14 protein-coding genes and 1 pseudogene are annotated in these 21,685 nt (G+C 44.9%); 9 read left to right on the forward strand and 6 right to left on the reverse strand.

Annotation, left to right across the window (positions count from 1 at the left end; genetic code table 11):
- Positions 1-88 precede the first annotated feature (88 nt).
- From R7127_RS24960 to R7127_RS24970, 3 genes are all read left to right on the forward strand, one after another.
- Entirely contained in the window at positions 89-2,515 is a 2,427-nt protein-coding gene (locus R7127_RS24960) for a fimbria/pilus outer membrane usher protein (RefSeq protein WP_411977877.1), read from the forward strand.
- A 50-nt stretch (positions 2,516-2,565) separates the two neighbouring features.
- Positions 2,566-3,480 carry a spore coat U domain-containing protein gene (locus tag R7127_RS24965; RefSeq protein ID WP_213895949.1) on the forward strand — a complete coding sequence of 305 codons (915 nt, stop codon included), beginning with the start codon at positions 2,566-2,568 and terminating at the stop codon, positions 3,478-3,480.
- Positions 3,481-3,621: 141 nt separating this feature from the next.
- Positions 3,622-4,341 carry a carbonic anhydrase gene (locus R7127_RS24970; protein WP_262584450.1) on the forward strand — a complete coding sequence of 240 codons (720 nt, stop codon included), beginning with the start codon at positions 3,622-3,624 and terminating at the stop codon, positions 4,339-4,341.
- Between the two features lie 72 nt (positions 4,342-4,413).
- On the opposite strand, the gene R7127_RS24975 is transcribed toward R7127_RS24970, so the two are convergent.
- Complete coding sequence (locus tag R7127_RS24975) at positions 4,414-5,517, reverse strand: mechanosensitive ion channel family protein (protein WP_005375107.1); 1,104 nt, start codon at positions 5,515-5,517, stop codon at positions 4,414-4,416.
- Positions 5,518-5,818: 301 nt separating this feature from the next.
- Between R7127_RS24975 and R7127_RS24980 the strand changes: the two genes are divergently transcribed.
- Positions 5,819-6,163, forward strand: a complete 345-nt coding sequence (locus R7127_RS24980; protein WP_318142070.1) for a helix-turn-helix transcriptional regulator — start codon at positions 5,819-5,821, stop codon at positions 6,161-6,163.
- Positions 6,164-6,257: 94 nt separating this feature from the next.
- On the opposite strand, the gene lldD is transcribed toward R7127_RS24980, so the two are convergent.
- The gene (lldD, locus tag R7127_RS24985) at positions 6,258-7,397 is read right to left on the reverse strand and encodes an FMN-dependent L-lactate dehydrogenase LldD (RefSeq protein ID WP_054579348.1); all 1,140 of its coding nucleotides are present in this window, start codon (positions 7,395-7,397) and stop codon (positions 6,258-6,260) included.
- Positions 7,398-7,712: 315 nt separating this feature from the next.
- A complete protein-coding gene (locus tag R7127_RS24990) occupies positions 7,713-9,404 on the reverse strand; it encodes an L-lactate permease (RefSeq protein WP_005375111.1) in 1,692 nt (563 codons plus the stop codon).
- Between the two features lie 162 nt (positions 9,405-9,566).
- On the opposite strand from R7127_RS24990, the gene R7127_RS24995 reads away from it, so the two are divergent.
- Both R7127_RS24995 and R7127_RS25000 read left to right on the forward strand, forming a co-directional pair.
- The gene (locus R7127_RS24995) at positions 9,567-10,466 is read left to right on the forward strand and encodes a LysR family transcriptional regulator (RefSeq protein ID WP_005375112.1); all 900 of its coding nucleotides are present in this window, start codon (positions 9,567-9,569) and stop codon (positions 10,464-10,466) included.
- 120 nt (positions 10,467-10,586) lie between these two features.
- Complete coding sequence (locus R7127_RS25000; protein ID WP_262584383.1) at positions 10,587-12,620, forward strand: prolyl oligopeptidase family serine peptidase; 2,034 nt, start codon at positions 10,587-10,589, stop codon at positions 12,618-12,620.
- A 242-nt stretch (positions 12,621-12,862) separates the two neighbouring features.
- Here the strand turns inward: R7127_RS25000 and R7127_RS25005 are convergent, their stop codons facing one another.
- Both R7127_RS25005 and R7127_RS25010 read right to left on the reverse strand, forming a co-directional pair.
- Positions 12,863-14,494 (reverse strand): ABC transporter ATP-binding protein, encoded by a 1,632-nt coding sequence (locus tag R7127_RS25005; RefSeq protein ID WP_258480042.1) that lies wholly within the window; start codon positions 14,492-14,494, stop codon positions 12,863-12,865.
- 85 nt (positions 14,495-14,579) lie between these two features.
- A complete protein-coding gene (locus tag R7127_RS25010; RefSeq protein WP_005375116.1) occupies positions 14,580-15,077 on the reverse strand; it encodes a hypothetical protein in 498 nt (165 codons plus the stop codon).
- Positions 15,078-15,264: 187 nt separating this feature from the next.
- On the opposite strand from R7127_RS25010, the gene R7127_RS25015 reads away from it, so the two are divergent.
- The 3 genes from R7127_RS25015 (at position 15,265) to R7127_RS25025 (ending at position 20,924) form a co-directional block, all read left to right on the forward strand.
- Entirely contained in the window at positions 15,265-17,625 is a 2,361-nt protein-coding gene (locus tag R7127_RS25015) for a Lon protease family protein (RefSeq protein WP_005375118.1), read from the forward strand.
- Positions 17,626-17,918: 293 nt separating this feature from the next.
- Entirely contained in the window at positions 17,919-19,547 is a 1,629-nt protein-coding gene (locus R7127_RS25020; protein ID WP_005375120.1) for a methyl-accepting chemotaxis protein, read from the forward strand.
- A 396-nt stretch (positions 19,548-19,943) separates the two neighbouring features.
- Positions 19,944-20,924: a porin gene (locus tag R7127_RS25025; protein ID WP_005375122.1), complete on the forward strand. Its 981-nt coding sequence runs from the start codon at positions 19,944-19,946 to the stop codon at positions 20,922-20,924.
- A 124-nt stretch (positions 20,925-21,048) separates the two neighbouring features.
- Here the strand turns inward: R7127_RS25025 and R7127_RS25030 are convergent.
- Positions 21,049-21,609: pseudogene (locus R7127_RS25030) on the reverse strand (flagellar brake protein); the annotation flags it as partial.
- Positions 21,610-21,685: the final 76 nt, after the last annotated feature.

Raw genomic sequence — 21,685 nt, forward strand, 5'->3', positions numbered from 1 at the left:
CTACGACGATTGATGGGCGTAGCCGCTCAGATCGTAGTTTCTTGATTTAGTTCCATCGAATTACGCAACAAAGCCCATTGAAGCAATAATGAATAGATTTAATACAATGAATGCTTTCTTTTGGTTGGTATTACTTAGCGTAACGTGGAGCAGTATTGGTCTTTGTGCAAATTCAGCAAACCACTTCTCTGAGCTACCGAGTCCTGAAAATTTCTCATTAGAAAAGTTTGAGAATATTAGCCTCAATCTGGAGTTGGTGATCAATCAAAGAGCAACAGGGCTTGTTGCGAAAGTTGAGCGAGTTGGCGATCAGTTCTTTTTGCTCCGGGAGGACCTCATTTCAGTTGGGGTTACCGCCACGTCGTTGCCTGGAACCGAAGAGAGACTTGAGGTTACGTCTATCCCAGGTGTTAACGTGCGTTACTTGCAATCGTCATTGCAACTTGCAATTGACGTACCGCCTAATTGGTTACCGATGCAGAGCTTATCAGCGCAGGATATGGGGCGATTTTCCCCGGCTCAGTTTGGGCGTGGTGGCCTGCTTAACTACAACGTATTTGGTGTGTACGAGAACGAAAGCCGACAAAAGGAGGTTTCTATAAATCATGAAGTCAGAGCCTTTTCTGAGTTTGGCGTTTTTTCTACTACCGGGATATTTAAATCTAACTTTCATCGCGATGTTCAGTCCCAGCAAAGCAGCCAGTACACTCGTTTTGATACGAGTTACGAGTACGTCAATCAAGAGAAGCGAATTCGTATGGAGGTAGGGGACTATATTGTTCGCCCTTTATCTTGGAGCCAACCAGTAAGACTGGCGGGTATTCAGTTGTCACATGATTTCTCTATGCGTCCGGATGTCGTGACGACGCCGTTACCTGCATTTTACGGTGAGGTCACTGCGCCCACTACGTTAGATTTGTTTATCAATGGCTTTAAAACTGACTCAATGAATGTTGGGCCCGGTCCTTTCATTATTAACGATATTCCAATGCTCTCTGGTGCTGGGGAAGCAACGGTAATTGCAACGGATGCTCAAGGTAAGCAAACGGTCATGACCAGCCCATTTTTTCTCTCTTCCGATCTACTCAAGACCGGATTTACATCTTACAGTGCGAGTATTGGTGCGATCAGAGAAAACTTCGGTAATGCATCTAACGACTATGGAGACGGTGGCGTGGTTACCGCTCTGCGTCATGGCATGACTGATTGGTTAACATTAGAAGCTCAAGCTGAAGCAAAAGATGACCTGATCGTTGCGGGGTTGGGCTTTGTCACCAATGCTTTCAACTTGGGTACGGTGGATGCCTCGTTTCGTGTGAGTAATTTTCAGGATCAATCTACCTCATATGCGCTAGGTTATAGTTATCAGTCTCGGTTGTTTAGCTTCGCTGCTCGAACTCAAGTAGAACAAGCCGACTTTTATACCTTATCTCATTTACCAAATTACGAAATGCTCGATGAAGGCAAGGACGCTTCACTCGCGTCGCGCCATCTATCACAAATCAATATGGGAGTGCGTTTGGGAGATTGGGGCTCACTTTCTGGTGGGTACTTTGATATTCAACAATCCGACTCAGATTCACGTACCCTAAATCTTACTTATAGCTACGCTCTGCCTTTTAATATCAATATGTCCCTTTCTTACAACCATAGTATTGGTGGTCAGAGTGTTACGCTGGCGCAATTCTCTCTACCTTTCAGTTCTTTGGGGGGAAGTTCGGGGTTAACGCTGAAAAGAGAGGATGATGGCGATGTTAGAGGGCGAGTGGGTTACAGCCGCCTTGCGCCAATACGAGGTGGGTGGGGCGTCAATTTAGCGCATGATATTAACGAACACCCAGAAAACCGTAAACAGGCCGATTTGACCTACCGTGCGTCATGGGCGCAGTTCAGAGCGGGGTTAAATGGCACCAGTGGCGACTATGATTATTTTGCGGAAATGGCAGGTTCGGTCTCTACGTTGGATGGAGAAATATTCCCGGCGAATGAAGTGTATGACAGCTTCGCAGTGGTGAGCACCAGTGGTTTTGAAGGTATTCCGGTTAAATATGAAAATCAAATTGTCGGAGTGACAGACGATGAAGGTTACTTACTTGTTCCTTGGGCTACGGCGTATTACACCGCCAAATATGAAATCGATCCACTTAATTTACCTGCCAATGCTGCGTTTTCTGCAACAGAGCAGTTTGCTTCGATACATTCGGGCTACGGCTACCTGTTAGAGTTCCCAATAGAGCTACAAGTTGCACTGAGCATGACGGTGGTAGACGAAAATCATTTGTTCCTTCCGATTGGCACATATGGCCGCTCAGAAACGGGCTTAACAAGCCAAATTGGTTGGGATGGTTTTACCTACTTTGAAGGCGTTGACCCAGGCCGCTACATTCAGTTTTATCCTCAAGGACAGCCGCCATGTAAAGTGTTTATTGAGGGGTTGTATCAGCGTGAGAGTCAAAAAATACAAACATTGCCTGAGCAGGTTTGTATCAAAGCCGAAGAAGAGGCCGCACTATGATTTTGCGCCGCTGGCTTGCTAGCCTACTTCTCTTTTTCTCGTGCTCGACAATGGCTTGTCAGCTCACGGCGGCAACACCTTTAATCTTGTTTGGCAATGTTTCTTCGTTTACTGTTTCAAGCTCTCAGCAGCAAAGCTCAGCTCAGCCTCATGCGGGGATTACGTGTGACTTTTCTACACTTGTGTCTTTGTTAAGTGGCGACTACGTATCAGCAACGTTTAACAGCATAAATAATGGTTTGCTATTAAATGAGGATGATCCGAGTTCGGAGCTCAGCTATCAGATTTTTGGCGATCCAGGTCTTTCACAAGAGTATGTATTCGGCCAAACTTACAATTTTTTTGAAATCGGGTTAATCGATTTACTCGGGTTGTTTGGCACTCAAGCCGAGTTTCCGCTCTATGCTCGGACGGGAGTGGGTAGTAATCTTTCCGCTGGGACTTATAAAGACCAAATCACCGTATCCTGGATTTGGGATTACTGTAAGGGTATCGGGGTTCTAGGGGTATGCATTGGCCGCGCCAATGGCAGCGCTCAAAGCGTGATTACGGTTGAGTTGGAAGTGACCCCTGATTGTATGATCACAGCGCCAGATATTGATTTTGGTTCGTCCCCATTAGTGGCCGGTTTTGAACCAGTCAGTCAGGTTATATCGTTAACTTGTACCAAGAATAGTTCCTTCTCCATTGGCTTGAATGACGGCCTAAATGCGTCCGGCGGTCAGCGGCGAATGATTTCTAGTGGTCACTATTTGGAGTATGAAATCTATAAGTCATCAACGATGGAGCGCTGGGGAGGAACCAGTTCTGAACGTCGTGAACACAGTGACGTCGATACTGGCGGCTCCATTCCTGATGGTATCACTCCACAGAATTATAATTATCGCGCGCAGATACTAACCAGCCAAACGACCCCTCCTGCAGGTACTTACACCGACTCAATAATCGTTGACGTTCAATTTTGAGCATCATGTCAATTACATCATTAGAGGCTTCTATTCCAAAAATCTTTTGTAATCATAGTTTTCACTCTGTCACTGCTTAATTTTGTGAGATTAGTATGGCTTTATTCTCACGGAATTTAACTTTCAGAAATAAGGAAAATGATGAAGAAGTCACTAACAACATTAGGTTTGGCACTGGTATTTACAGGAACAGCTTATGCAGCAAGCTGGGGCTACGAGGGAAACCATGGGCCAGCTCATTGGGGTGAGTTTGCATCTGAGTGCGCGAAAGGTCAAAACCAGAGCCCAATCAACATTGAATCGGCGATCGAAGCGAAGCTAGAAAAATTGAATTTCGACTACGAAGGAAAGGCAATTTCACTGCTGAACAATGGTCACACTTTACAGACTGGTTTAGAAGGTAAAAACACACTCACCATTGATGGTAAAGAGTTTACGTTGAAACAGTTCCACTTCCATACGCCATCTGAAAACCATGTGGATGGTAAAGAATACCCACTAGAAGTACACTTTGTGCATGCCGACAAAGTAGGTCATCTAGCTGTTGTCGCGGTGTTCTTTAAACTGGGTGACACGAACCCAGATTTAGCTAAGATGCTAGCTAACATTCCAACTAAAGATCAAGATGTTACCATCAAGGTTCCATTTGATGCGGATGCCCTTATCCCAAGTGATAAAGACTACTACCGCTTTAACGGCTCACTAACGACACCACCATGCTCTGAAGGTGTGCGTTGGTTGGTGATGAAAGAAGCACAAACTATTTCTCCTGAGCAGATAAAATCTTTTTCGGAAGTAATGGGGAAAAACAATCGCCCAATCCAACCGCTGAATGCACGTATGGTGTTAACGCAACAATAACCACTTCATGCGAAGAAAAATAAAAAGCCCGCTTAAACATAGCGGGCTTGATTATTTGGGTATTGGTGAAAACTAGAAGCCGTGATCTTCTTGCTCTTCCGCTTTTACCATTTGTATAGGATCAAGCTTAAGCGTCTGAGTAGGGAACGCGATATCTGCATCGTGTTCTTTAATGATGTTGATTACCTTAAGCAGTATGTCCTGCTTAACCTCATGGTATCTCACCCAATTCACGGTTTTAGTAAAGGTATAGATAAAGAAGTGCAATGATGATGGACCGAATGTATCGAAATTAACGATAAGTGTTTGGCGTGCATCAATGTCTTTGTGATTTTTCAGCATTTCTTTTACCGCGGTGATAATTTGCGGCATTTTTTCTGCATCGTCGTAACGAAGTCCAATTTTTTCGTAGATACGTCGGTTCAGCATGCGAGATGGGTTTTCTACGACAATGCTGCTAAACACTGAGTTTGGTACATACAGTGGACGCTTATCGAAAGTTCGGATAATGGTCATGCGCCAGCCAATGCGTTCTACTGTCCCCTCTATTTGTCGGTCTGGAGAACGGATCCAATCGCCAACTTTAAATGGACGATCGAAGTAGATCATAAGACCTCCAAAAAAGTTAGACAGCAAATCCTTCGCCGCTAAACCGACGATCAAACCACCAACACCACCGAAGGTAAGGAGGCCCGATAGTGACAGACCAAATGCCTGCATTACGGTTAGAATTCCGACGGTAATAAAGAACAGGCGCGCGACCTTAGCTATCGCTTGTACTGTTGTTTCATCTCGGTTCTTTTGTTCGAGAACATGCTCTTCAACATTGGTAATGAGCCGCATAACGGTCCATACGAAGATGCTGATGATTAAAATCAGTTTCAGCGTACTTAACCAGTTTATTTTATCGTTGAGCTCGCTCTCCAATATGATGCCGATAGAGACGGTTGCTGGCCAACACCAAATGAGTGTACTGACTGGCGCTTTTAGCGCATCAAGCAACATATCATCCCAGTGGAAGGGCGTTTTCTCTACGAGCGCAGCGAGGCGAGAGCGAATCAGCCGCCAAGCTATCCAAGCTATAAAGCTAGCGAGCGTAATGAAAAGGACGCTCCCACTCCAATTTTGATGAGACGTTTCAATGTAGCTTTGTAATTCGGTAAACCACTGTGGCATATGTAACTTATTTCTAGTGAACCATGGAAGGAAAGGTAGCAGATATTACTCCTTCACCCCAGTGATTTCCTTTAAATCATTTACTTATGTCTAAACCGTCCGAGATGGACTTTTCCTTCCGATGACAAGAGAGTCACCTCAATGTTCTGTTGAGCGACCGCCTCATGCATGTTCAGAGGTACGCTACCAATGATTGAGGGTTGATATTTGGACGATCAATTATAACTTCTCTGACTTATCGCTAACATTTATCTTAAGTAAGTGTGAGAGTGTATTGGCTCTTGAATTAGCGGAGGCAGATATGGAATTTACAGAGCTGGATCGAAACGCGCTCTACGACATCTGGATGTCACAAAAAGCCAAAATGCACATCACTCAAATGGAAATGGCGAAGCGCCTTGGTTTGAGTCTACACGAGTTTTCTGGCTTGTTACGTGGTAATTCTCCACTGACGCTAGGTTTTGTAAAACAGCTATGCGAGCAGCTACATGTACGTCCTGGTCAGGTGATTCCGTCTTTGACGGAGCGTGACCTATCTGCATCTGGTACCGTTTATTTACAAAATCGTGTGACGGTGGATGGCGATATCAGTAACGTGTTTATCGACGGAAACCAAGTCGTGATCGAGTACGTTCACCAAGTTTAGCTAGCTTGCTCGTCAAATTATCGGGTTGAAGAGCAATAAAAAACGAGCCACTGTTGGCTCGTTTTTTCGTTTCTGTTTTGCTCGATTGCAAAGATTATGGGATTTTCACTAGCGAATCGCGTGAAAGATCCGCGATAGACTTAGCGCCAGTCAGCGTCATTGCTACACGCATTTCTTTATCGTACAGATCCAGTAGATTTTCAACGCCTGCTCCGCCTTGTGCTGCCAATGCGTACACAAATGAACGGCCAAGAAGCGTACAGTCTGCACCAAGTGCGAGCATACGAACGACATCAAGACCAGTACGAATACCAGAGTCTACGAAGATCTTAAGATCACCTTTTACCGCATCCGCAATGCTTGGCAGTGCTTTAGCACTTGAAAGTACGCCATCTAACTGACGGCCACCATGGTTAGATACCACAATGCCATCTGCGCCGAAACGTACCGCATCTTTCGCGTCTTCTTCATCTAGAATGCCTTTGATAACCATTGGGCCATCCCAAAAATCACGAATCCACTCAAGATCTTTCCAGGAGATAGAAGGGTCGAAGTTTGCGCCTAACCAGCCGATGTAATCTTCTAGCTTTGTTGGTTCGCCACGATAAGTTGAGATGTTACCTAAGTCGTGCGGTTTACCAAGTAGACCCACATCCAGCGCCCAGCTTGGGTGGCGCATCGCCTGGAATACACGACGCATGGCCGCGTTAGGGCCACTCATACCTGAGTGCATGTCACGGTAACGTGCGCCAGGAACTGGCATATCAACGGTAAACACCAGCGTTGTTACGCCTGCTGCTTTTGCACGCTCAAGTACGTTTTTCATAAAGCCACGATCTTTAAGCACGTAAAGCTGGAACCACATTGGACGTTCAATTGCAGGTGCGACTTCTTCAATCGGACAAACCGAAACAGTCGACATAGTAAATGGGATGCCTTTTTTCTCGGCTGCTTTTGCTGCTTGCACCTCGCCTCGGCACGCGTACATACCAGTTAGACCAACAGGAGCTAGCGCGATTGGCATTGCCAGTTTCTCACCGAAGATCTCGGTTTCGAGGCTCAAATCTGTCATATCGCGTAGGACGCGTTGGCGAAGAGCGACATCACCTAAATCGTCAGTATTACGCTTCAGCGTGCGTTCGTCGTAAGAGCCGCCATCAATATAATGGAATAGAAACGGGGGAAGCTTGGCTTTCGCGGCAGCGCGGTAGTCAGTAGAAGCTGAGATAATCATAATGGTGTCCTAGCGGTTATTCTAAGCAAAGTTGTGGAGCAATTTGCTCTTTCGTTGAGCCTTCATCGCAAAGCAGTGAAGACATCAAAATGAGTATAGTTACCTATGGTTCACTTACGTTTGAATCGGTGATGTTGGTAACCCATTTACATAATTGGTTGAAAAATTTTATTAAATCACTCAATCAGTTATGCAAACTGGAAAGGGTGACACAGCTGTCGGGGGAATTGATGTAGCAAGCTAAATCAACATGTCGGGGTAGTAGTGCAGACAGCTGTGTCAAATTAGGCAGGGCTGTAAACCCTGCGTTTCGCGTTACTTCATTAAGACATCTGTCATTTGGAAGCCATAAATCAGCACCAATCCAATAATGCCTGTCATTACAATGTAGTAGAACGTAGGGATAATCGTCTTACGCAATGTTGCGCCTTCTCGACCAAGCAAACCTACCGTGGCTGATGCGGCAACAACGTTGTGAATCGCAATCATGTTACCTGCGGCAGCACCGACGGCCTGGAGTGATACAACAATCACACTCGAAATAGACAACGTTTGTGCCACTTCGAATTGGAACTGGCTGAACATCATATTTGATACGGTGTTTGAGCCAGCGATGAACGCACCCAGTGCACCAACGGTGGCACTCAACGCTGGGAATGCAGAACCAACAAGGTCAGAGGCGAAGTTTGCGGTTGTGACGGGCATACTTGCTAGGTCAGCACCGTTGATGCCTGAGTTGATAAAGATACGAACCATCGGAATGGTAAATACCAAGACAAAACCCGCACCAATCAGTGTTTTGCTTGACTCGCCAAACGCTTCACGCAATGGCTTTACGCTGCCGCTTTGTAACATTGCAGCAAGTAGTGCGACAAACACCAGAATGCCACCAGGAAGGTATAACGGCTGAATCGCAGCGCTAACGCCAGTCTCACCAAGAATGTTGCTGAACGACAAACTTACGCTTTGTACAAAGCCTTTCAGTTCTGGGCTTACGCGGCTTGCGACGAGAATAACTGCCAGCATTACATATGGAACCCAAGCTTTTACGATGCTCATTGGCTTGCCCGGATTATCGTTTAGATCGACTTTTAGCGAGCCTAACCACTCTGCAGGCCATTTGTCTTCGCTTTCGAAATCCCACTTAGTCTTTGGTACTAAGAAGCCTTTTTTCGCTGCGGTAACAACGATAGACAGACCAACCAAACCACCGATAAGTGAAGGGAACTCTGCGCCCAAGAATACGCCGGTTAACGCGTATGGAACGGTGAAAGAGACACCAGCGAATAACGCAAATGGTAGAATATCCAGGCCTTCACTCCAGCTTCTGTTCTTGCCGAAGAAACGTGTTAACATCATCGCCATTAATACAGGGATCATCGTACCTACAACAGCGTGAATCACAGCAACGTGCGCGGTGATATCTTGCAGGTACATTTCCCACGTTGCACCTTGTGCGGCCAACGATTCACTGATGTTATGGGTGTCTAAACCTTTGTTTACACCTACGATGATAGGCGTGCCTACTGCGCCGAATGAAACAGGCGTAGACTGAATCATCATGCCCATTAGGACAGCGGCTAGCGCAGGGAAGCCGATTGCAACCAGCAGTGGTGCAGCGATTGCTGCCGGGGTACCGAACCCAGATGCGCCTTCAATGAACGAGCCAAAGCACCAAGCAATGATGATGGCTTGTACACGGCGGTCAGCCGAAATATCGGTAAATCCATTACGGATTGTGGTGATCGCTCCAGTGTGTTTTAAAGTGTTGAGCAAGAAGATGGCACCAAACACGATCCATAGAACAGAGACAGTAATGCCCAGTCCTTGGAATACGGAAGCCAGTACGCGATTGGCTGACATATCCCAAAACATAAGTGCGATAGCGACGGTTAGACCGAACGCAACAGGCATGGCTTTTTTAGCAGGCCAGTTGAGACCAACCAATAAGATGGCGGCAACAACAATTGGCGAAAATGCCACTAGGGCAAGTAGGGTTTCACTCATTTGTACATCCTTCGTACGCTGACTTCTCGAACGGTGTCAATCCGCTGTAGAGGTGACTTTTTGTTGTAATGGTTTTGTTAATTTGGCGTGAATTTACTCCTTTATTTTTTGTTGATATAGGGAAATAATGAAAATAATTAATTCCAAAAGTGACATAATGGTATGAGAGCAGACGACTTAATCCTATTTTCTCAAGTAATCGAACTTGGCAGCTTTAGTAAGGTTGCAGAGGCAAATAACCTTACAAATTCGGTAGTTAGCAAAAGAATGGCGAGGTTGGAGGAAGAAATAGGGGCTCAGCTATTATATCGAACAACGCGCAAATTAACCTTGACCGAGGCAGGTAAGGTGTTACTCCACAGTGCTAAAAATGTGAAGCAGGCCACTCAGGAGGCTATGGATGCTGTTGCAGGCTTTGGAGAGAATGTGAGCGGTCATATAAAAATGTCCGTGCCGTGTATCTCTGGAGATTTGATACTTGCTGATGCTGTTGCCGAGTTTTGTAACCTTCATCCGGGTCTGACAGTGGACATGTCATTGGATAATCGCTTTGTCGATTTAGTGGCTGATGGTTACGATTTAGTCATTCGAACTGGCTACCTAGCCGACTCTAGTTTGATCGCACGACATATTCTCGATTCCCAATGGGTGGTATGCGCGTCACCTTCTTATATTGCGAAAAATGGGAAACCGATCGAGCCGATTGATCTCACCACGCACAATTGTCTGCAATACGCTTACCAAACCACAGGTGCAACGGATTGGGAGTTTAAAGGAGAAGATGGCAATTACATCGTCAAAGTATCGGGCTGCTTTTCTACTGATAACGCGACCGCATTACGTAAAGCCGCTCTGGGCGGCCATGGTATTGCTTACGTCCCGCGCTGCTTGGTGTATCACGATATTCGTAATGGTCAACTGGTGGATATTTTTCCTGAATTAGTAGGTAAAAAGTTGGGTATCTACGCGGTGTATCCGTTTACTCGTCAACCACCGAACAAAGTGAAGCTGCTTATTGAGCACATTCGTGACCGGTACTTAACGATATCTCATTATTTCTAGGTTCTTCATAGATTTAAAACAATGTCGTTGAAATCAAAATTGGGTGCTCTAAGGTAATCACCGAAATAAAACGATTGAAGATAAACAACTTAATAAAAACAACGGAGTAACACGGACGTTATGCATTACCCAAAAACACGTAAAGATTCTGTCGTGGACACTTATTTTGGTCACGACATTGCCGACCCTTATCGCTGGTTAGAAGATGATCGAAGTGAAGAAACCGCACAATGGGTTTCGGGTCAAAATTCGGTCACCTTCGATTTCCTTGGTCAGATACCGTACCGCCAACAAATCCGTGACTTAGTGGCGAACAGTCAAAACTACGAAAAATATTCCCAGCCATTTGTACGTGGTGACTACACCTACTTCTACAAAAACGACGGTTTGCAAAACCAAAGCGTATTGTATCGACGTAAAGGCGAGGGAGAAGCCGAGGTTTTCCTTGATCCCAATACTTTCTCCGAAGAGGGCACGACCTCTCTTGGCGAAGTCAGCTTCTCTAAAGACTATCGTTTGGTCGCGTATTCCATCTCGGAAGGGGGCAGTGATTGGCGTAAGATCTTTGTCATTGATACGGAAACCAAAGAACAGTTAGAGCCTGAGATTGTTGATGCGAAGTTTACGTCGATTTCTTGGCTGGGCAGCAAAGGCTTCTATTACTCAAGCTACGATAAGCCGCAAGGCAGTGAGTTGTCTGCTCGAACTGAGCATCACAAGCTTTATTATCATGAACTTGGTACACCTCAATCTGAAGATAAAGTGATTTTCGGTGAGTTGGATACGCAAGTTCATCGTTATGTGTCTGGTACGACGACGACAGATGATCGCTTCCTCATTATCTCTGGCGCAGAATCTACATCGGGTAATCGTCTGTTTTATATTGATTTACAGTCTGAGTTACAGGCAATTGTGACGCTGCGCGAGACAACGCAAGGAGACACCTACTTAATTGATAGCCAAGACGCAACCTTGCTGCTTTACACCAACCTAGACGCGCCGAATGGCAAAGTTGTCAGCTACAACACTCAGACAGAACAATGGGCTGACGTGATTGCTGAACAAGAACAGCCGTTAGAAATCAGCAAAGGTGGCGGTTATCTGTTTGCGACTTATATGGTAGATGTGCTTTCTAAAGTGCAGCAGTTTAACTACCAAGGTGAGTGGATTCGAGATGTACAATTGCCGGGAGAAGGCACGGCTTATGGTCTGGCGGGTAAAAAAGAAGAAACCACACTTTATTACACATTCACTAACTACGTGACGCCTCCGACGATCTTCTCATTTGATGTTGAGTCTGGTGAGTCGACACTGTTTCAGGAATCAAAGGCACCGTTCGATCGTAATGAGTATGAATCAAAACAGGTGTTTTACACCTCAAAAGACGGCACGCAAGTTCCGATGATCATTTCATACAAGAAGGGCATTGCACTTGATAGTAGAGCACCAACCATATTGTATGGTTACGGCGGTTTTAACATCAGCCTCACTCCAATGTTTTCTGGCAATGTAGCCAACTGGCTAGAGTTGGGTGGTATATACGCTGTCGCCAACATGCGAGGCGGCGGTGAATACGGTAAAGCCTGGCACAACGCGGGCACTCAGCAGCAAAAGCAAAATGTGTTTGATGACTTTATTGCGGCGGCGGAATACCTGATTGAAAACGACTACACTAACTCGGATCGCCTAGCGATTCGCGGTGGTTCTAATGGTGGTTTGTTAGTTGGAGCGTGTATGACGCAACGCCCTGAACTATTCAAAGTCGCGCTGCCTGCGGTTGGCGTGCTTGATATGCTGCGTTATCACACGTTTACTTCTGGAGAAGGCTGGAAGTATGACTATGGCACGTCGGAGCAAAGTGAAGCGATGTTCCAATACTTGCTTGGTTACTCTCCTGTTCACAATGTAAAAGAAGGCGTGCAATATCCTGCTACCTTGGTGACAACTGCTGATCACGACGACCGAGTTGTGCCAGCACATTCGTACAAATTTATTGCGGAGCTGCAAGACAAACAGCAAGGCGCTAATCCAGTATTGATACGCATTGATGTTAATGCCGGTCATGGTGCAGGAATGCCGCTGAGTAAGCAAATTGACCTCACCACAGACGTGTATGCATTTACGTTACATAATATGGGTATTGAGTCGATTTAATGCCCTAGTTGTTAGAAACTTCTGAGAATAAAAAAATGCCGCGACAGTGTCGCGGCATTTTTCATGGTTGGGGGAACTCAATTCATACTGTTTGCCAGTATTTGAGCCAGGTTGACTAAGTCTGACCCTTGAACCAACCAGTCTCGGCGGCCAAACCGAAAGGCAGCTACGCCATTCTTAAGACAAGATGAATTTATCACCTTTTCTTAATCCTAGTTTATGAATATGAAACTGTGATGAACCTAAGCCGCATTGTGCTGATTTTCACTGTTTTCAAGATCAAATGAGGCATCTATCAGTTTTTTCGTGTAGTCATTTTTAGGGTTTTGGAAAATATTTTCGGCTGTACCTTGTTCCATGACCTCGCCTTTTTGCATGACAAGAACACGATCAGAAAGGGCTTTGACGACTGATAGATCGTGGCTAATAAACAAGTAGCCAATGTTATGCTTTTTCTGCAAATCTTTCAGGAGATCAATCACAGTCAGTTGAACCGAGCGGTCCAATGCAGAGGTCGGCTCATCAAGCAAAATAAACGAAGGTTCAAGAATCAGTGCTCGCGCGATAGCAATACGCTGACGCTGGCCTCCTGAAAACTCGTGCGGATAACGGTTGATGGACGCGGGATCTAAGCGGACCTCACGGAGCACGTCGCGCGCTTTCTGCATACGTTCTTTTTTACTCAACATTGGTTGGTGGACAGTTAATCCTTCTGTGATGATCTCGCCGATAGTCATACGAGGAGAAAGCGAACCATAAGGGTCTTGGAATACCATCTGAACGTCTTTTTTCAGCTCAAAACGTTCTTTGTTTGTCAGCAAGGCCATATCTTGGCCTCTATATTCTATTTTGCCAGTTGAGGGCAGTAGACCTATCAAAGCTCGGCCGAGTGTAGACTTACCTGAACCGGACTCCCCAACGATCCCGAGGGTCTCTCCTTGTTTAAGCTCAAGAGAAATGCCTTTTACCGCTTCGAAGTACTCATTCTTGCTCGCAATAAAATGCGACTTTACCAAGAATTTGACTCGTATATTGTCGGCCTTTAAAAGCTGTGTAGCACTTTCGCTAATAGGCTCCTTACTGCCTTTAGGAATCGAGTTGATTAGCATACGTGTGTATTCGTGCTTTGGGTTCTCGAAGAGTATTTGCGTTTCGCCTTCTTCGACGACTTCTCCTTTACACATCACAATGACACGATCTGCAAAGTGTTTTACAACGCCTAAGTCATGAGTAATAAATAGGATTGCCATGCCCATCTGAGCCTGAATTTCTTTAATCAGGTGCAACACTTCTGCTTGAACCGTGACATCCAACGCTGTTGTAGGTTCGTCGGCGATCAAAATATCGGGCTCGTTAATCAGTGCCATCGCAATCATGATGCGTTGCAATTGACCACCAGAAAATTCGTGTGGGTACTTGTTGTACGCTTTTTCTGGGTTTGGCATATGAACCAATTCAAACAGCTCTAACACCTTTGCTTTTGCTGTTCGTCTGTCGACCGGGCGGTGACACATGATGGCCTCAGCGACTTGGATACCCACCCGCATGTACGGGTTTAGTGAGGTCATCGGCTCTTGAAAAATCATGCCAATACGATCACCGCGAATACTTTGCATTTCACGCTCTGTTTTATCCAAGATGGAGCTACCCTCAAACATGATGGATGAGCTTTCATGCAAAATAGCGTTGTCTGGCAGTAGTTTCATCAGTGCATTGGTTGATACTGACTTGCCAGAGCCAGATTCGCCAACGATGGACAGCGTCTCGCCTGCTTTTAAATCGAAGCTAACATTCTTTACTGCATCGACGATCCCATCGTTTGTCGTAAAGCTGACTGATAGGTTGTTCACCGAAAGAATGGTTTTAGAAGACATCACAGATCCTTGTGGTTGATAAAGCAAATGATACTCAAGCAATGGACAGCATAAACCTAGCTGGCCTCAATGCTTGAGCTTTAGATTAATTATACAGGTGAGAAGGCGAAGATTTTGCCGAACTCATTGCTTGCAAATGTAAGAACTGCTCATGCGCCCGCGTTACGTGCTCGAGTTCTATCATCCATTGAGCATTACGTTGGGCAGAGCAAAATGCCGCCATGTGAGCTAATAAGTCTTCGCTCTGTTGACCAAGTAGGTGACCTACGCGCTCAATCAGTTCATGGCTCTCTAGCTGCAAAAATTGAAATAGCGCGTAAGTTTGATTGAGTATTGAGAACGCATCATGTTGTAAGCCGAGTTTGTTGAGAATCTCTGATTGCGTCACGCTGGCATCTCTAAGCCCCGTAATGAGACATACAAACTGGCAAGGTTTAGTTTGTGCATTTTCTAGCGCTAAATGAATGTGGTTGGGTAGATTGTTGAGCACGTCGTCATATAAACGATGAGCTTCTGGCCAATGGCCTTGTTCCATCAGTTGCTCCGCTTTTAAGTAGCGCATCCAGCATTGCTCAATATTCATATCCATCTCCACAACATTTGATTTGTTTAGATATTAAATGAAATTGATTATCAATTGCAAGTGCGTGTTAATATCACTTATGTGTTCATAAAATGTCCAATCAATCTAGGGTGGAAGGTAAATCACTTAAAATTAAGCAAATAATCTCTACACTCAAATAACGAAAATAAGAAAAAAGGAAGTGGATATGGCAATACTAAGATTGGAAGCTAAGCAGCTATATTCTGTAGCAGATCTAGAGAATATGCCATGTAAGTCGACCAAGGAGTTACCTCCAATTGATGAAATCGTGGGCCAAGAGCGCGCGCAAAAAGCGGTCGAGTTTGCGATGTCCATCAAAGAGAAAGGGTATAACATCTACGCCATTGGTCAGAATGGGCTAGGTAAACGCACCATGATCTTGCGCTATCTGAATCGCCACCAGCACGATGCAGCAGCCCTGTTTGATTGGTGTTACGTTGCGAACTTTGAGGATACCCGTACACCAAAGGTATTAAAGTTGCCTTGTGGTATCGGAAATAAGCTACGTGTTGATATTGAAGCTTTAATGGGCAAATTATTGAATGCTTTACCCCTAGCATTCGACAATGAAATGTACTTTAGCCGCGCTGAGCGATTAAAAAATCAATTGGCAGCTAAGCAACAAAACGAGCTGGATCGTATTAGTCGAGAGGCAAAAGAAAAGGGCATCAGCCTAACACTGACTACGCAGGGGGATTATCAGTTTGTCGCCATGAACGGTGATGAGCTTCATACGGAAGAGTCTTTTGATGTACTAAGCAAAAAAGAACAAGAGCAATTCAGCGATGCTATTGATGAACTCGAAGTGCGATTGCGCTCGATGGTTCGTGAGCTTACGGAGTGGGAAGAGACATACAGCGATAAAATCAAAAAGCTCAATGATGAAGTGACGCTTGATGTGATTACTCACTTCATCAAAAAACTCAAAGTGGATTACGCGCAATATTCCGAAATCAAAACCTACTTAACTGAGCTGCAAAAAGATATTGTTGAAAACGCAGATATCTTCCTTGACCAAAGTGGCGAGCAAGGCGAAATTGCGACGGCATCCTTGGATAAAAAATTGCCACGTCGTTATAAAGTGAACGTCTTGGTAAGCCGTAAAAGCAGCGAATTTCCTATCGTTGTTGAAGAAAATCCCAATTATCATTCACTCTTCGGGTCGATTGAGACTGCCACTTTCAAAGGAACGGTGTTTACCGACTTCTCGCTGATTCGTGCAGGGAGCTTGCATAAGGCGAATGGCGGCGTTCTATTAATGGATGCTCAGAAAGTACTTGAACAGCCTTACGTTTGGGATGGTTTGAAGCGCGCATTGCGTGCTCGTCAATTGAGTTTTACGTCTCTAGAAAAAGAGGTCACATTGACGGGGGCGGTATCACTCGATCCTGAACCGATTCCGCTTGATATCAAAATTATCTTATTTGGTGATTACCGAACTTACCAATTACTCCAACATTACGATCCAGAGTTCAGCGAGTTGTTCCGTGTGACGGCAGATTTCGAAGACGAAATGAAACGTACGCCGGAGTCTGAGCTGCATTACGCGCGCTTTATCTCTAGCGTGGTGCATGACAACAATATGCTGCATTGCGATCGCAAAGCCATTGCTCGGATCATCGAATACAGCTCACGTTTGTCTGGCGACCAATCCAAGCTATCTCTACATTCGGCTAATATCGCCAACTTGCTTCGAGAGTCGAACTACGTGGCTCGTCAAGCCAACTCCAACATGATCCGTATTGGGCATGTTGAAGAGGCGCTCAATAACCAAGAAATGCGAGTAAGCCGATTACGCGATAACGTAATGGAAACCTTTATTAACGGCACAACGCTGATTCGCACCGAAGGAGAAGCCGTAGGCCAAGTGAACGCACTTTCGGTATTGAGCACTAGTGACTACATGTTTGGTGCACCGAATCGCATCACAGCGACGACGTGTTACGGTGATGGGGATGTTATCGATATCGAGCGCAGCGTGGATTTGGGTGGCAGTATTCACTCTAAGGGCGTAATGATTTTGTCTGCCTACTTATCTTCCGTATTTGGTAAAACGGCACGAGTGCCATTAACGACAACCATTACCTTTGAGCAATCTTACGGTGGTGTTGATGGTGATAGTGCCAGCATGGCTGAGTTATGTGCGGTTGTGTCTGCTTTTTCAAAGCAACCAAATCGACAAGACATTGCGATAACAGGGTCGATGAATCAATTTGGTCAAGCTCAGCCTATTGGTGGCGTAAACGAAAAGATCGAAGGCTTTTATGATGTGTGTGTAATTAAAGGTCGTCATGACGGGCAGGGGGTCATTATTCCGCGCTCTAATGTTCACAATCTAATGCTTCGTTCCGACATCGTGAAAGCAGTCGAAAAAGGCGAGTTTAATATTTGGGCGATTGACCATGTTACTGAAGCTATCGAATTGTTTACGGGGAAAGTTGCTGGTGAGCCAACCGATGAAGGCTCTTATCCAATCGATACCATTTTTGGCCTTGCTCAAGCTAAGCTCAATTCGTTGAGAAAATAGGCTGAAACCGTCCTAAATGTGAATGTATCTCATCATAAGTGATCATAATTTATCATAACGACAATATCCCGACGCCACTGTCGGGATATTGTCAATAACAGATTGAAAATGGAGAGTTTTTGTACTAGACAAAAGTGTGATCGACCTCTAATATTCGCCACTTGTTTATTCGTCTGGGATTTATCCCGTCGCAAGGAAGCATAGATATTCAAACTGCCGAAAAGTAACGTTGTTATAGGCACTGCTCGAGTTTGTTTGGATATAGACATCACGCATACAACTGAGGCCCTGTCATGCAGTTATCACTGAAAAATTTGTCAGTACGAACGCAAATTTTGGTTCCGGTATTATTTACCGCGATTGTTTTGTTTATTGCTCTTTGGATTACTAAAAACAATCTTCAAGCAGAGCAAGATGTTATTGCTTCCAACCAAGAATCTTTGGTTTTTCACAAAGACACATTGGCGAGTATTGACGACCAAATTTACCCTCTGCGCATAAGCGCGGTTTACGCTATTTACGATGCTTCTCGTCGTGAGAATTTTCTAACCGAATTGAAAGAAGGCTTAAAGCAAGTTGATGCCGATTTAAGCGCAATTGAAGCCCGAAACCTATTCCGTGACGATGCCGTTAAAGTTCGCCAAGCAATTGAATCCTATGTGCGATATTCAGAGCGCTCAGTTGCTTTCTTCAACCAATACGATCAAGGTTTGAAATCGGATAGCGAGTACCGTGCATTTGTCAAAGAGTATCGCAATGTTGGCCGAGAAATGGTCCAACAAATTAACACACTATCAAAGCATGTAAACGAGCAAGCTGAACAATCTACTATCAGAAGTCATCAGCAAAATGAACGTGTGCAAAATAACGCTATGTTGACGGTTTTAGCGGTATTTGCTTTCTCATTGATAGGCGCTTGGTTCCTATCTGGCATGATTGTTACACCAATCCAAAAGCTGCAGGAAGTGATGCGTCAGTTAGCAATGGGTAATCTATCAGTACGTGCAGATGTCGATGGGGACAATGAGATCTCTAAGCTGAGCAAAGATGTAAACCAAACCGCAGAGCAGTTATACAACACTGTGGACCAGTTAACCCGTATTAGTGAGGAAGTTGCATCTGCATCGACCGAATTGGCTGCGGTAATGACGCAAGCGGAAGCGAACGCTCAACAAGAGTTGGCGGAGATCGAGCAAGTTGCATCTGCGGTTAACGAGCTTGCAAGCACTGCGAATAATGTGAGTGATAACGCGACCTCTGCTGACGCAACCGCGCGTGAAGCTGATGGACTTGCTCAATCAGGTTTGGCTATCTTCCAAGAAAGTGCGGAAGCAAGTGCGCAAATGTCTCAAGCATTGAACGATGCAGCGCAAGTTGTTTTGCGTCTAAAAGAGCAATCTGTACAGATCAACGATGTTATTGAAGTGATTCGCGGTGTATCTGAGCAGACCAACTTGCTAGCATTGAATGCTGCGATTGAAGCGGCGCGAGCTGGTGAGTCTGGTCGTGGTTTTGCGGTAGTAGCTGATGAAGTACGCATGCTAGCAGCGCGTACTCAAGACTCGACACAAGAGATCCAAACGATCATTGAAGAGCTTCAAGCGCAGTCTGGGCTGGCGAATGACAGTATGCAAGTCAGCCTTGATATGCTTAGCCGCAACAACGAGCTGACGCAACAAGCGAATGAAGCGTTGGTTGGAATTACCGAGTCGGTCGCCAACATCAACGATTCAAACACGCAAGTAGCAACCGCAGCCGAAGAGCAGTCTCAAGTTACTCAAGATATCAATCGCAACGTGGTTAACATGTCGGAGCTTGTAAACCAAAACGTAGCGGGCATCAGCCAGAGTGCAAGTGCGAGTACTGAGCTTTCATTACTTGCAGAGAAGCAGAAAGAGCAATTAAGTTTCTTTAAGCTTTAATTCATCATCTACTTATCAAATCTCTAAATCCCTGAGTGAATGCTCAGGGATTTTTTGTTTGTAACAATCGGATTTATTATCAATAAGTCTATCTAAAACAGTCAGTTAACAAGTTTTTTTTGCGGGCAATATCACGTTTTGTGATATTGTTTTTACATTTTTTTCGTCAATTTTTTTTTGACGCGAACATTTTTTTTAACTCAACCGATAACTTGATGGTTGAGAGGTATTCATATCGTCATTTTAAGTGGTGTTTTCTTCTATAAGCGCTGTTTATTCAACACGTTGCGTGAAAAATAACAGCTGCTACTATGCCGCCAGTTTTCTCGTTGGTACAGAAAAGTCCTGTTTTTCTGGTGAGAAAACACATATAAAACAATGATATGGAAAATAAAAATGAAATTAAAAACTTTAGCTGTAGCAGTGGCGCTAATGGCATCAGGATCTCAAGTTGTCGCTTCAGAACTATACAACCAAGATGGCACTTCTCTTGAGATGGGCGGCCGCGCTGAAGCGCGTCTTTCTATGATGGATGGTAAGGCAGAAGACCGTACTCGCATCCGTCTTAACTTCCTAGGCAAACAGGAAATCAATGAGAACCTATACGGCGTTGGTTTTTGGGAAGGTGAGTTTGTAACTGAAACTTATGATGTATTTGATTCTAAAGGTAACAAAGTTGGTGAGACAGACAGTCTTGAAACTCGTTACGCTTATGCGGGTCTGGGTGGCAAATACGGTGAAGTAACTTACGGTAAAAACGACGGCGCACTAGTGGTTCTTACTGACTTTACTGACATTATGGCTTACCACGGTAACACAGCAGCACTTAAACTGCCTGTTTCTGACCGTACAGATAACATGCTGTCTTACAAAGGCCAATTCGAGCAACTAGCTGTACGCGCTAGCTACCGTTTTGCTGATCGCACAACAGATGCACAAGGCTTTACAGACAACGAGGAAGATGGCTTCTCTCTATCTGGTGTTTACGCGTTTGCTAACACTGGTTTTGAACTAGGTGCTGGTTACGCAGATCAAAACGACAGCGATGAGTTCATGCTGGTAGCTGCATACTCTGTAGGTGACTTCTACTTCGCTGGTAACTACACTGGCGCGGATATGGATGTTGCAGGTAAGACTTTTGATTACAAAGGCTACGAACTAGCCGCTGCTTACACTATGGGTCAAACTGTATTCACTTCTACGTTCAACAAAGGTGAACTAGAAGACGCAGATACTGTAGAAAACCTAGCTGTTGATGTAACTTACTACTTCAAGCCTAACTTCCGTGGCTACGCATCATACAACTTCGATCTAATGGATAACGAAGGCGCGGCTGAAAAAGATGAGCTAGCGCTAGGTCTACGTTACGACTTCTAAGTCATGACTCTTATCTAAGATACTGCCTTATTCTTAGTAAATAAAAACCCCTTACTGAAAAGTAAGGGGTTTCTTGTTTTCTAGCACTTCAAAGCTTCTTGATAAGCGATAGGGGTTATCAAATCTATCTTTTTAGTGTGAGCTTAGTCCCATCAAATTTGAGGTGACTGAGGAGGTTTTTAGCGTTGTTTTTACCAACCTCATCAAACTCCATTCCGTAGCGAGCATAATGCGTTGATTTTTGTAAATTACAAATACGACCTCGCAACGGCGCTAGCATACGACTTTCTCCGGGCATCGTTAGATCCAATGAAACGTGGTCACCAACCTGAAGTGGTCGGCTCATTGGTGATGTTACAAAACGACAGCCACTACGAGATAAATCTCTTATTTCGCATTCAGTTCGATAGGCTTCTAAACAAACACGCGCCCTCAAATTTACTTCGTAACGCACTTCTTTGCGAAGCTGAAAGACCTGCATAGTGTTGGGTAGGTCTAGCACCAAAATTGGGTACGGATCGCCTAGTCGATGCTGTAATTGGGCCCGAAATGGGATAACGGCCCCTTCACCTCGATGAGAGTAGGCTTTTACATTGATCCAAAAGCCTTCTTGAAAATAGAACTTCAAGTCTTCATCGGAGATGTTCGGAACCTCTATCAATGCAGTATTATTTGAGTGACAGCCGGCTTTGTTGCGTAATTCAGACGAGAAACCAAACCTCCTAAAGTTGAGCGACTTTTATACAATATACTGAGTTTCA

Source organism: Vibrio sp. 1159 (assembly GCF_033340395.1).
GTDB lineage: Bacteria > Pseudomonadota > Gammaproteobacteria > Enterobacterales > Vibrionaceae > Vibrio > Vibrio alginolyticus.